General features: G+C 65.8%; 2 protein-coding genes. One reads left to right on the top strand and one right to left on the bottom strand.

Going from position 1 to position 14133, the window contains the following annotated elements; translation table 11 throughout:
* Positions 1-111: 111 nt before the first annotated feature.
* Complete coding sequence (locus QXK92_RS00185) at positions 112-10158, bottom strand: PPE domain-containing protein (RefSeq protein WP_306239660.1); 10047 nt, start codon at positions 10156-10158, stop codon at positions 112-114.
* Between the two features lie 307 nt (positions 10159-10465).
* On the opposite strand from QXK92_RS00185, the gene QXK92_RS00180 reads away from it, so the two are divergent.
* Complete coding sequence (locus QXK92_RS00180) at positions 10466-14047, top strand: PE family protein (RefSeq protein WP_306239659.1); 3582 nt, start codon at positions 10466-10468, stop codon at positions 14045-14047.
* The last annotated feature ends 86 nt before the right edge of the window (positions 14048-14133 follow it).

The following is a 14133-nucleotide window of genomic DNA, read 5'->3' as shown; positions in this document are numbered from 1 at the left end:
ACTCGTTCTCCGCGCGGCGTCTGCAGCGAAAGTCATTCGCGCAGAACAGGTCTCACCACCGTGATCATCCGCCCCGCGCCATTGCGGCCGATTATCGGCGGGGCAAAGCTTTCACCCGTTGTTGAGGAAGCCGGACAGTTGGGCGCCGAAGTTACCGAAGCCGGAGACGAATGCCTGCGTGGCCAGGTTGAGGGAACTGGTGTTGAACGCCCCCGACACGAAATTGCCGAGGTTTGCCCAGCCCGATTCCAGAGAGCCGAAGTTCTGCAGGCCCGAGATGTCGATGCCACCGGCGTTGAACAAGCCCGACGTTTGGGCGAAGCGGTTCGCGAAACCTGACACGGCCCCGGTGGCGGTGTTGAAGAAGCCGGATGCGCCACTGCCGGAATTGAAGAAGCCCGACGACGGGGTGGGACCGGTGTTGAAGAAGCCCGGGCCTGCCTGATAGCCCCCTCCGAGGGTGAAGGGGCCCAGCACACCGCTGCCGGCGAGATTGGTGATGTTCGTGAACAGGTAGTCGATCGGGGTTTGGGGCTGCACGGTGTTCAGGTTGAAGGTGACGGGCCCAATGTTGCTGTCGCTGTCCGTAATTCGGATGCCCAATACCGTACTGGCTTGGATGTGTATCGGAATTGAGTACGTAAACGCGCCGGCGGTAATGGCATCGACGACACCCGTGATCGGTATCTGGATGTTGAGCGGCACGTCGTAGTGGTAGGCGATTTCCGGGATCGTGTAGGAGAAGTTGAAGCCGAAGAGGCCCTGGTAGTCGCCCCGCCAGAGGAAGCCGTTGCTGTAGCTGCCGGAGATGAATGCGCCCGTGTCGACATTGCCGGAGTTGGCGATGCCCGTGTTGGAATTGCCGGTGTTGAGCCAGCCGGTGTTGTAGTCGCCGGCATTGAAGCCGCCGGTGTTGTAGCTGCCCGGGTTGAAGCTGCCCGTGTTGGTGTTGCCGGCGTTGTACAAGCCGGTGTTGTAGTCGCCCGCGTTGCCGATGCCGGTATTGACCAGCCCGGTGTTGAAGAAGCCGGTGTTGGTGCTGCCGGTGTTGCCGATGCCGGTATTGAAGCTCCCGGAGTTGCCGATTCCGAAGTTTCCGTTGCCCGAGTTGAAGAAGCCGACGTTGTTGGTGCCCGAGTTGAACAGACCGATGTTGCCGCTGCCCGAGTTCAGGCCGCCGAAGCCGAACCCGTTGTTGCCGGTGAGGCCGAAGCCGATGTTGCCGCTACCGGTGTTGCCGAAGCCGATGTTGCCGTCACCGAAGTTGCCGAAGCCGAAGTTGTTGCTGCCGGTGTTGCCGAAGCCGAAGTTCTGCAGGGCCGCCGTCAACCCCGGACCGGAGTTTCCGAATCCGATGTTCCCGCTGCCGATGTTGCCACTGCCGAAGTTGCCGCTGCCGGCGTTGCCGCCGCCGAAGTTGTTTCCGCCGATGTTGCCGTTGCCCAGGTTGTAGCTGCCGACGTTGCCGCTACCGAGGTTGAAGTCGCCGAGGTTCGCGTTGCCGATGTTCAGCGAACCGAGATTGCCCAGGCCGAGGCTGAAGGTGGTCGTCCCGGTAGCGCCGTTCTGGAACAACCCGGCCAGATCGGCACCGACGTTGCTGAAGCCGGAGATGAAGGCCGGCACGTTCATTGGGCCCAATCCGGTGTTGAACGCACCCGAGATGCTGTTACCCAGGTTGGCTATGCCGGATTGCAGCGACCCGTAGTTCTGGATGCCGGAGTTTCCGAGGATTCCGGTCGCGTAGTTCAGCAAGCCCGAGCTGGCGCCGCCGAAGTTGCCGAAGCCCGAGATGCTGCCGATGCCGGAGTTGAAGAATCCCGATGACGGAGCCGAGGTGAAGTTGAAGAAGCCCGGTGATGCCGGGATGTCGATGATCGGAATTCTGACGGGACCCACTCCCGCGTTGCCCACGATGGCGAGGACAGTCGAACCATCGACGGCGCCGACGTTGAGCGAGATCGTGTTGACCGGGGGTTGGCTGCCGAAGTCGATCGTGATGGGCGTTGTCGCAGGGGCATTGGCGCCGCCGCCGTGGACACTGATGGTGCCGATGGTGATATTGAAGTCGGCGACGTCGAGGAAGCCTAAGACCTCGCCGGTGCCGCTGATGTAGATCTGCGGGATGTTGATGGCCGACATCGACACGCTGGTGATGGTGGCGGTGATCGGGATATTGATCGGTGCGCGAATGTCGAAGTTGACCGGGATTTCGTCGACCGTGATGGAGTAGCCGCCGGTCAGGACGCCCCGGTAGTCGCCCCGCCACAACAGGCCGTTGTTGTAGTTGCCGAAGTTGAAGAAGCCGGTGTCGACGTCGCCCGAGTTCCCCACCCCGGTGCTGTAGTCGCCCGTGTTGAACCAACCGGTGTTGTAGCTGCCCGGGTTGAAGCCTCCGGTGTTGGTGTCCCCGATGTTGTAGCTGCCGGTGTTGTAGCTGCCCGCGTTGGCGATGCCGGTGTTGACCAGCCCCGTGTTGAAGAGACCGGTGTTGGCGCTGCCGGTGTTGCCGATGCCGGTGTTGAAACTGCCCGAGTTGCCGATTCCGAAGTTTCCGTTGCCGGAGTTGAAGAATCCGACGTTGTTGGTGCCCGAGTTGAACAGGCCGATGTTGCCGCTGCCGGAGTTCAAGCTCCCGAAGCCGACCTGGTTATTGCCGCTGAGCCCGATACCGATGTTGCCGCTGCCGGTGTTGCCGAAGCCGATATTGCCGTCACCGAAGTTGCCGAAGCCGAAGTTGTTGCTGCCGGTGTTGCCGAACCCGATGTTATTCAGGGCCGCCGTCAACCCCGGGCCGCTGTTGCCGAACCCGAAGTTGAAGCTGCCGATGTTCCCACTGCCGAAGTTCTGGCTGCCGACGTTGCCGCTGCCGACGTTGAGACCGCCGATATTTCCGTTGCCCAGGTTGAAATCGCCGATGTTTCCGGCGCCGAGGCTGAATTGCCCGATGTCGGCCAGGCCCAGGTTCCAGGTTGACCCGCTCGGGCCGTTGCGGAACAAGCCCGCAAGGTCCGTGCCGGCGTTGTACAACCCCGACAAGTTGGCCGGCGTCGTGAACACGTTGGTGGCGGAGCTGGTGTTGAAGAAACCCGAGACGGTGTTGCCCAGGTTGGAGAAGCCCGCGACCAGCGTGCCGACATTGTTGACGCCCGAGCTTCCCAGGGCTTGGAAGTTGAACAGGCCGGATGTATTGGCACCGAGGTTTGCGAAGCCCGATACCCCACCGGCGCCGCTGTTGAAGAAGCCCGACGACGGTGTGGCGCTTGTGTTTCCGAAGCCCGGGGTCGCCGGGACGTGGATGAGCGGGATACGGATGGGTCCTGCGGTGCTGCGCACCGAGAGGTTGATCGCCGTTGAACCGTCCGGACTCCCGATGTTTCCGGTAATCGTGGGCAGGGTGCCCGTGATTGACGGGATCTGGATAGCGCTCACGTTGGCGTTGACGTTCGACCACAAGGGGCCCGAGAAAGTGAGGTTGATCGGTTCCAGACTGAATCCGTAAACCCGCAGGGTGCCGAGGTTGATGTCGAGAGGGATATTGAGCGGAATGCTGACGTCGAGGTTGAGGGCGGGGAATTCCGGAACGGTGATGGTGTAGTCGAAGCCGACCAAGCCCTGGTAGTCGTCCCGCCAGATGAAGCCGTTGTTGAAGCTGCCGGCGTTGAAGCCGCCGGTGTTGACGTTGCCCGAGTTCCCCACGCCGGTGTTGAAGCTGCCGGTGTTGAAACTCCCGGTGTTGTAGTTGCCCGGGTTGAAGCTGCCGGTGTTGGTGTGCCCGACGTTGTAGTTGCCGGTGTTGTAGCTGCCGGCGTTGGCGATGCCGGTGTTGACGCTGCCGGTGTTGAAGAAGCCGGTGTTTGAATCGCCCGTGTTGCCGAAGCCGGTGTTGTGGCTGCCGGAGTTGCCGATGCCGAAGTTGCCGCTGCCGGAGTTGAAGAAGCCGACGTTGTCGGTGCCCGAGTTGAACAGGCCGATGTTGCCGCTGCCCGAGTTCAAACTCCCGAAGCCGACCTGGTTAGTGCCGCTGAGCCCGATACCGATGTTGCCGCTGCCGGTGTTGCCGAAGCCGATATTGCCGTCGCCGAAGTTGCCGAAGCCGAAGTTGTTGCTGCCGGTGTTGCCGAACCCGATGTTGTTCAGGGCTGCCGTCAACCCCGGGCCGCTGTTGCCGAACCCGAAGTTGAAGCTGCCGATGTTCCCACTGCCGAAGTTCTGGCTGCCGATGTTGCCGCTGCCGACGTTGTTGTCGCCGAGGTTGCCGTTGCCCAGGTTGAAGTCGCCGATGTTTCCGCTGCCCACGTTCGACTGGCCGATATCGGCCAGGCCCAGGTTGAACAGCGACCCGTCCGCGGTGCTGCGCAGGAAGCCGGCGAGGTTGGTGCCGAGGTTGCCCACCCCGGAGAGGTTGGCGGGTGTCGTGAACGGGTTGGCGGCGGAGCTGGTGTTGAACAGACCCGAGACCGTGTTGCCCAGGTTCGAGACGCCCGATATCAGGTCGCCGAAGCCCTTGTAACCCGAGATTCCCGACGTGCCGGACGCAAGGTTGAAAAGGCCGGATGCGTTGGCGCCGATGTTCATGAAGCCCGAAGAGGTGCCGTTTCCGGAGTTGAAGAAGCCCGACGACGGGTTGGTGGTGGAGTTTCCGAAGCCCGGAACCGGCTTGATGTTGACGCCAGTGAACGCGATCGGCAGCAGGCCACCATTGCCGGTGATATGGATCAACGGCCCAGTCGACCCCACGGGTGTGCCGATGTTGATACCGATAAAGGGCAGGCCGATCGTCAGGTTCGGGAACGTTATTGAGTCCAGGCCCAGGTTCGCGTCGCCCAGGATCGTGCTGGCATCGACCGTCAATGACGGAATGGTGAAGCTCGAGATCGTGATGGTGGGAAGGACGGCGCCGATCGGTACGGACAGGAAAACCGGTACGTCGAACTTCACCGGAATAGCCTTGTCAGGGATGATCGTGGTGGCGTTGAAGTCGATCAGACCCTGATAGTCGGCCCGCCAGCCGATGCCGTTGTTGTAGCTGCCGGTGTTGAAGGCGCCGGTGTTGACGTTGCCCGCGTTGCCCAGTCCGGTGTTGTAGTCGCCGGTGTTGTAGCTGCCGGTGTTGTAGTGACCCGGGTTGAAGTTGCCGGTGTTGGTGTTCCCGATGTTGTAACTGCCGGTGTTGTAGTTGCCCGCGTTGCCGATACCGGTGTTGACCAGCCCGGTGTTGAAAAGTCCGGTGTTGGTGCTGCCGGAGTTGCCGATGCCGGTGTTGAAGCTGCCGGAGTTGCCGATGCCATAGTTTCCGGTGCCCGAGTTGAAGAAGCCGACGTTGTCGGTGCCCGAGTTGAACAGGCCGACGTTGCCGCTGCCGGAGTTCAAGCTCCCGAACCCGGATTGGTTGTTGCCGCTGAGCCCGATGCCGATGTTGCCGCTGCCGGTGTTGCCGAAGCCGATGTTGCCGTCGCCGAAGTTGCCGAAGCCGAAGTTATTGCTGCCGGTGTTGCCGAACCCGATGTTGTTCAAGGCCGCCGTCAACCCCGGGCCACTGTTGCCGAACCCGAAGTTGAAGCTGCCGATGTTCCCACTGCCGAAGTTCTGGCTGCCGACGTTGCCGCTGCCGACGTTGTAGTCGCCGAGGTTGCCGAGTCCGAAGTTGAAGTCGCCGACGTTTGCCAAGCCGAGGTTGAGCCCGCCGGCGTTTCCGAGGCCCAGGTTGAAGTTCGTGCTGCCGGCGATGGTGCCGTCGTACACGTTGCGGAACAGGCCCGCCAGGTTGCTGCCGGTGTTCGACAGGCCGGAGATGCGGGCCGCGGTCGCGAAGTCCAGCGTGCTCGTGTTGAACACACCCGACACGGTGTTGCCCAGGTTCTCGATGCCCGACTGCAGGGCGCCGTAATTCAAGAAGCCCGAATTTCCAAGAATCCCGGAAGAGACGTTCTGGAAACCAGAGTTGTTGGCGCCGAAGTTTCCAAAGCCAGAATTGCCGCCGATGCCGCCGTTGAAGAATCCCGAAGAGGGGCCGATGCTGGAATTGAAAAAGCCCGGGGCAAATGGTTGGTTGTAGATCGTCCAGTCGGCGGGGCCGATGCTGAACGTGGCAGGCACATTTAGTGCTGTCGTACCGTTCGGATTGCCTATGCTGACACTCAGCAGCGACAGGTTGAAGGTGATCGGCGGGATCGTCAGGGAATTGATAGTCCCCGACACCAGGGTGATTCCGGAGAATAAACCGTACGTGATATCGAACGGGATGCTGTCAATGAAAATGCCGTTGTAGACGCCTTGTGTGATGGTCGCGTTGATGGGGATGTTGATCGGGACATTCACGTTGAGGTGCCCGGGCATCTCCGGAATGTGGATCGTGTAGTTCCCGCCCATCAGGCCTTGCTCATCGCCACGCCAGAGCATGCCGTTATTCATGCTGCCCGAGATGAAGGCACCGGTGTTGAAGTTGCCCGAGTTGACCAGGCCGGTGTTGAAGCTGCCGGCGTTGAAGAATCCGGTGTTGTGATTGCCCGGGTTGCCGATCCCGGTGTTGAAGCTGCCGATGTTGGAGTTACCGGTGTTGTAGGAACCCGCGTTGGCGAGCCCGGTGTTGACGAAGCCGCTGTTGAAAAGCCCCGTGTTGGTCTCACCGGTGTTGCCGAAGCCGGTGTTGTAGCTCCCGGAGTTGCCGATGCCGAAGTTGCCGGTGCCCGAGTTGAAAAAGCCGACATTGTTGGTGCCCGAATTGAAGAGGCCGATGTTGCCGCTGCCGGTGTTCCAGTCCCCGAATGCGAGCAGCCGATCGCCGTTGAGGCCGAAGCCGATGTTGCCGTTACCGGTGTTGCCGAAGCCGATGTTGCCGTTACCGGTGTTGCCGAAGCCGATATTGTCGCTGCCGGTGTTGCCGAACCCGATGTTGTGGATGGCCGCCGTTAACGAGGGTCCACTGTTGCCGAAGCCGATGTTGCCGAAACCGATGTTGCCGGCGCCGAGATTCGTGCTGCCGATGTTGCCGAAGCCGATATTCGCGCCGCCGATGTTTCCGCTGCCGAGATTTCCGCTGCCGAAGTTTCCATTCCCCAGGTTCAACTGACCGTTATCGCCCAGGCCCAGGTTGACGACCAGTCCGTAGGCGCTGTCGCGGACGGTGCCGGCCAAGTCAGTGCCGACGTTCGCCAACCCGGAGAGGTTGGCCGCCGTCGCCACATTGACCGAGCTCGTGTTGTAGATGCCGGAGACGGTGTTGCCGAAGTTCGCCAGGCCGGACGACAGCGCACCGACGTTCTGGATGCCGGACAGATTGGTACCGAGGTTGAAGAAACCGGACGCACGGCCGGGGCCGCCGTTGAAGAAACCTGACGACGGCAGCGTGGTCGCATTCCCGAATCCCGGCATCGGGTTGACCTTGAGCAGCTGAATGGTGCCGCCCTGGAAGGCGCCACTGATATTGATGGCCACGCTGGTATTCGGCCCGCCGATAGACAGTGTCAATAGGGGAAGCGCGATCGTGGAACTCGATATGTTGACGGGCCCCAGGGTTAACGTGAGCGGATCGGGCGGCGGCGAAAGGAAAGTCTGGAACATTTGCATGCCACCCGGCAGCGTGAACACGTCTCCGCCGAATTGCAGCACTTGGTTGACGGGGATGACTATCTGCTGATCGAACGCGACGCTGGGAATGGTGACCGCGAGGTCGATAGCGATCTGGCCCGAACCATCCCCGGAGGCGAGAATGCTGTTGTTGTAATTGCCTATGTTGAGGAAGCCCGTGTTGGTGTCGCCGGGGTTGAGGCCGCCGGTGTTGTAATCGCCGGGATTGAAGGCGCCGGTATTGATGTTGCCGACGTTGACGAAACCCGTGTTGTAGTTGCCCACATTGGCGATGCCGGTATTGGCGATACCGGAGTTGAACCAGCCCGTGTTGGAGCTGCCGGCATTGCCCCAACCGGTATTGCCGGTACCGGGATTGCCGATGCCCCAGTTGCCGGTGCCCGCGTTTCCGATCCCGACGTTTCCGGTGCCCGAGTTGAAGAAACCGATGTTGTTGGCGCCGGAGTTGAACAGGCCGAGGTTTCCACTGCCGGTATTCAGGGCCCCGAAGCCGACAAGGCCCGTGCCGCTCAACCCGATTCCGACGTTTCCGCTGCCGGTGTTGCCGAAACCGAAGTTGCCGATACCGTTGTTGCCGAACCCAGTGTTGTTACTGCCCAGGTTTGCCAGGCCGGTGTTGTAGTCGCCGAGGTTTCCCAGACCTCTGTTGAAGTCGCCCAGGTTTCCGTTGCCCAGGTTCTGGTTGCCGACGTTGCCGATGCCGGTATTCGACGCACCAGTGTTGCCGAACCCGATGTTGTCCAGGCCGAAGTTTCCGCCTCCCACGTTTCCGTTGGAGACGTTGCCGATGCCGATGTTGTCGTCGCCGACGTTGGCGAAGCCGATGTTCTTGACGCCGACGTTGGCCAGGCCGGTGTTGCTGGTCGGGTCCGACTCGCCGCCGAACAGGCCCGCGACGTTCGGGCCGGTGTTGTACAGACCCGACACAAAATTGGGCGTCGTGAGGTTTTCCGGATAGGCGCTGTTGAGAATGCCCGAGATGGTGTTGCCGGTGTTGAAGATCCCGGAGAGCCCCATGCCGGTGTTCAGCAGTCCCGAGAGGCCAAGGCTGCCTGACGACGAGTTGAAAAGGCCCGAAACGTTGCCTCCGGAGTTCAAAATGCCCGAAGCGCCGCCGTCGCCACTGTTGAAGAATCCCGACGAAGGCACGGTGGTGGAATTGCCGATGCCTGGGGACCCGTTGAACAGGCCCTGGTAGTCGCCCCGCCAGAAGAGGCCGTTGCTGTAGTCGCCCGTGATCAGCGCGCCGGTGTCGAAGTTGCCGGAGTTGGCCACGCCGGTGTTGTAGTTGCCGCTGTTGAGCCAGCCGGTGTTGTAGCTGCCGGTGTTGAAGCCGCCCGTGTTGCTGTTGCCCGCGTTGAAGTTGCCAGTGTTGTAGCTGCCCGAGTTGGCGAAGCCGGTGTTGGCTATGCCGGGGTTGAACAGTCCGGTGTTGGCCGTCCCGGAGTTACCGAAACCGGTGTTGAAGATGCCGGAGTTGCCGAGACCGAAGTTTCCGATCCCCGAATTGAAGAAGCCGGTGTTGTTGGTGCCCGAGTTGAACAAGCCGCTGTTGCCCGTGCCGGAGTTCAGTCCGCCGAACCCGCTCATGCCGTTGCCGGTCAGCCCGATACCGACGTTGCCGTTGCCGGTGTTGGCAAATCCGATGTTGCCGTTGCCGGTGTTGCCCAGGCCGATGTTGTTGCTGCCGGTGTTGCCGAAGCCGATGTTGTGGATGGCCGCCGTGAGCGACGGTCCGCTGTTTCCGAAACCGATGTTGCCGAAACCGATGTTGCCCGGCCCGATGTTTCCGGAGCCGATGTTCCCGCTGCCCAGGTTGTAGTTGCCGATGTTGGCATTGCCGAGATTGCCGACGCCGAGGTTGGACAGGCCGACGTTGATGGTGAGCAGCAAGGAGGCGCCGTCGGCGGCGGCAGTTGCGCCCGCACCGGCCGCAGCTGTACCCATTCCGGCCGACACCGCGCCCGCAAGCTGAGCGCCGGCGGCGCTCGCCGCCGCGACAATGGCGCTCGAGGCGTTCGCCACGCCGCCCACCACGCCCGCCAGATTCGACAGCCTCAGGCTGAACGGCGTCAAGCCCGCGGCCACGGCGGAAGCGCCGGAATAGTAGCCGAACATCGCGGCCACATCCTGCGCCCACATTCCCTCGTACTGAGCCTCGATGGCCGCTATCGCCGGTGCGTTCAGCCCCAGCAGATTCGACCTCACCACCGACACCAGTTGAGCGCGGTTGGCAGCCACGACCATCGGGTGCACCGTCGCCGCCTGCGCCGCCTCGAACGCGGCCGCGACTATCCGGGCGTTGCCCGCCGCTTCGCCGGCCTGCGCCGCGGCCGATCTCAACCACCCCAGGTAAGGGACGGCGGCGCCCGCCATCGCCACCGCTGCCGCGCTCTGCCAGGCGGAATCCAGCAGCTCAGAGGTCACTGAGCCGAAAGAGGTTGCCGCCGAAGCCAATTCGGCAGCCAGTCCATCCCAGGCCGCCGCGGAGGCCAATATCGATCCAGACCCCGCGCCAAGGAACATCCGCGCCGAGTTGACCTCGGGTGCCAATACCGCAAAATCCATACGCTGTCCTTCGCGGGTAACCCCCACCGGGGTGGCGGTCAGTTTCTCATCAACCGGCGTATAACGGCACTTACCGTACGGCCCGACTTCGGTTTCAGGAGGATTTCACACACATTCGGCGCAAAATTTTCGGGAGCCGATTGAATTCATTGTCAGGCTTCGCTGCTTTGCCCGACGGCGTGCGCAGACATTTGCGGCATTCGGGGTGAAAACCTCAACGGTGTGCCCGCCGTGGGCTACCGTGTTTGACTGCGCTGGTCGTTGCTGGTGGTTATCCGGGTTGTCCTGAGGTACGGCGAGGTCGCTGATGACTTTTATGGTGGTTTCACCCGAGCTGGTGGCGGCTGCGGCATCGGACGTGGCGGGTATCGGCTCGACGATCTCGGCGGCCAATGCGCTCGCGGCGCAGTCGACGACGGGGCTGGTCAGCGCGGCCGCCGACGAGGTGTCGCACGCGGTTGCCACCCTGTTTTCGGGACATGCGCTGGGCTATCAGGAATTGGCCGGGCAGGCCGCGGTGCTGCATCAGCAGTTCGTGCAGACGTTGACTGCCGGTGGGGCCGGGTATGCGCGCGCGGAGGCGCTCAATGTCGGCCCGTTGCAGCCGCTGCTAGACCTGATCAACGCACCTACCCAGCAGCTCTTGGGTCGTCCGCTGATCGGCAATGGAACCGACGGAGCGCCCGGTACCGGGCAGGCCGGCGGGCTGGGCGGGTTGTTATACGGCAACGGCGGCAACGGCGGATCGGGGGCGGCCGGGATGGCCGGCGGCGCCGGCGGAGACGCCGGTCTCATTGGCACCGGCGGCGCCGGCGGTGCCGGCGGTGCCAGCGCCGCGGGTGGCGCCGGCGGGGCCGGGGGCTGGGCCTTTGGTTCTGGCGGTGCCGGCGGGGCCGGGGGCAACAGCGCGACCGCGGGAGGCGTCGGCGGGGCCGGCGGGGCCGGCGGGGCGGCCCCGCTGATCGGCTACGGCGGCGGCGGTGGAGCCGGGGGTACGGGCGGGCCCAATGGTGGTGCGGGCGGCAACGGCGGTGTGGGCGGCAACGGCGGGCAGTTCATCGGCGTGGGCGGCACAGGTGGTGCCGGCGGGATGGGTAACAGCGGGAATGCCGGCGCGGCCGGTGTGGACGGTGTGGGTGGTGGGGCGGGCGGCAGCGGCGGCGCAGGTGGCAACGCCGGAGTGCTGGGGGCCGGCGGTGTCGGTGGGCTCGGCGGTGCTGGTGGAGGCGGCGGCGCCGGTGGCGCCGGCAACACCGCACAGCTCGGCGGTGACGGCGGTGCCGGTGGCCAGGGCGGAGCCGGTGGTCAGTCTGGTCAAGGCCCGTTGATCGGGTTGTCCGGTGCCGGCGGTCAAGGCGGGGTCGGCGGTCAGGGCGGTATCGGCGGGGCGGGGGGCAACGACAGCGCCGCGCTGTCGGCGGCCAATGGCGGTGACGGCGGCGCCGGCGGTGCCGGCGGCGTGGGTGGAGCGGCCGCCGGGATAGGCGCAGTGGCCGGCAACGGCGGTGCCGGTGGAGCTGGTGGGGCGGCCGGCAATGGCGGGGTCGCGCTGAGCAAGGCCCACAGCGGTGGCAGCGGCGGTCGCGGCGGCGACGGTGGAGCCGCCGGGGCGGGCGGCAACGCCGCCGGTGGCGCGGTCAACGGCAACGGCGGGCTGGGCGGCAGCGCCGGAGCCGGCGGCGATGGTGGCCATGGTGCCGACGGCACCGGTCCCCAGGCCGGCGGCGCCGGCGGCAATGGTGGTGCCGGCGGCAATGCCGGCGCCGGTGGGGCGGCCGGCACCGGCGGCGTCAGCGGGACCGCGGGTGCCTACGGCAACGGTGGTCACGGCGGCAACGGCAGCTATGGCGGCAACGGCGGCGCCGGGGATCCCGGCGGGGCCGGGCTGGACGGCAAGGCCGGACCCGCCGGCGGAGCCGGCGGCAAGGGCGGCGCCGGCGGCGCCAGTGGGCCGGGTGGCATCAACGGCAGCGGCGGCGACGGCGGTGACGGCGGCGTGGGCGGCACCGGCGGCAACGGCGGCCCGGCCCTCGTTGCGGGGACCAAGGGCGGCAACGGCGGCATGGGCGGCACCGGTGGCAACGCCGGTACCGCCGGCGTCGCGGGGACTGGGGGCACCGGAGGTAGCGCCGGCATATCCGGCGACGGCGGCAAGGGCGGACTCGGCGGCAACGGCGGCAACGGCGCCAACGGACCCGACGGCACCATCGGCAACATCAACGGCGGCACTGGTGGCGGCGGCGGGGACGGCGGCCAAGGCGGAACCGGCGGCAAGGCCAATGCCGGCGGCACCAACGGCGGCGGCGGCGACGGCGGCAACGGCGGCAAAGGCGGCAACGGCGGTCTGGGCCTCCCCGGGACGGCCAGTGTGGACGGCGGGGACGGCGGCAACGGCGGCAATGGCGGTGCCGCCGGGAAGGCCGGCGTCGCCGGTACGGGTTCCGGCGCCGCCGGAAACGTCGGCAAGGCGGGCATCGGCGGGGATGGCGGCAACGGAGCCAACGGCGGCATCGGCGGTAATGGAAACAACGGCGACAACAGCAGTGGCGGGGCCGGCGGCAACGGCACGAAAGGCGGCAGCGGCGGTCAGGGCGGCAATGGTGGCGCCAGCAACGGAGGAACCGGCGGCAGCGGCGGGGCCGGCGGCAACGGCGCCAACGGTGGCAAGGGCGGCCAAGGAGGCACCGGCGTTGACGGCGTGCGGCCGCCGCCGCCCAATGGCTCCGACGGTCCGCCTGGCGGCGACGGCGGCATCGGTGGCACGGGCGGTGTCGGCGGCAACGCCGGGGCGGGCGGGGCGGCCGGCGGCACCGGCGGCAGCGCGGGCAACGCGGGCGTAGCCGGCGCCGGCGGTGACGGCGGCAAGGGCGGCATCGGCGGAAAGGGCGCCGACGGGGCCGACGGAATCACTGGTGACGGCTATAACGGTGGTGCTGGCGGCGGCGGCGGCCAGGGCGGTGCCGGGGGTCTTGGCGGCAATGGCGTCGCCGGCGTCGGGGGCGGCGACGGCGGTAAGGGCGGCGACGGCGGCCTCGCCGGCAGGGGAGGCGCCGGCGGCACAGCAAGCCTCGGCGGTAACGGCGGCCCCGGCGGTACCGGCGGTGTCGGCGGCATCGGCGGCATCGGCGGTAACGGCGGCTACGGCGGCGGCAAGGGAGGCGCCGGCGGCAGCGGGGGTAATGGCAACACCGGCGGAACCGGCGGCGAAGGGGGTGCCCTCGGCCGGGATGGAGGGGCCGGCGGTAACGGCGGCGCCGGCGGCGACGCCGGGCACGGCGGACAGGGCAACGGCGCAGATGGCGGCAAGGGCGGCGTCGCCGGCAACGGTGGCACGGGCGGCACCGGCGGCCACGCTACCGACGTAGCCCTTTTCTCGTCGGGCTATAACGGCGGCAGAGGCGGCACTGGCGGTGCAGGCGGGAACGGCGGCTTCGGCGGCGGCGTGTCCGGTAAAGGTCTCGGCGGCGACGCCGGTGCCGGCGGCACCGGTGGTGCCGGCGGTACCGGAGGTCTCGGCGGCGACAGCCAACTTCTCAATAGCTACAACGGCAACGGGGGCGCGGGCGGCAATGGCGGGGTAGGCGGCAGCGGTGGTAGCGCTACCGCCAAGGGCGGCAGTGCTGCCGACGGCGGTGGCGGCGGCAGCGGCGGCAAGGGCGGGAACGGCAGCACGGTCTTCGATCCCGACTACTGGGGTCTCGGTGGTACGGGCGGGACCGGGGGCACCGGCGGAACCGGCGGCAACTCCTTCGACGGGGCCTTCGGCGACTTCGGAACCATCGGCGCCGCTGGCAGCGGCCCGACCAACGACGGCGACCCCCAACATCCCAGAAATTGGATAGGCGGCAGCGGCGGCGGCGGCGGCACTGGCGGTAGCGGTGCTACGTAGTCCCGGTGCCGTTGTAGGAGAAAGGACGGGCCTTCGAGTGGAAGCGTCGACTCGTGCTCGCGGCCGTGCGCGGTGTGTGCCTTTTC

The organism is Mycobacterium sp. TY815 (genome assembly GCF_030755135.1).
In the GTDB taxonomy this organism is placed as follows: Bacteria; Actinomycetota; Actinomycetes; order Mycobacteriales; family Mycobacteriaceae; genus Mycobacterium.
Note: the sequence above shows the minus strand (reverse complement) of the source record. Positions and strands in the feature narration are given on the sequence as shown.

Coding starts and splice junctions, on each gene's coding strand:
- QXK92_RS00185 (WP_306239660.1), bottom strand. CDS start 10,158: ATGGATTTTGCGGTATTGGCACCCGAGGTCAACTCGGCGCGGATGTTC.
- QXK92_RS00180 (WP_306239659.1), top strand. CDS start 10,466: ATGACTTTTATGGTGGTTTCACCCGAGCTGGTGGCGGCTGCGGCATCG.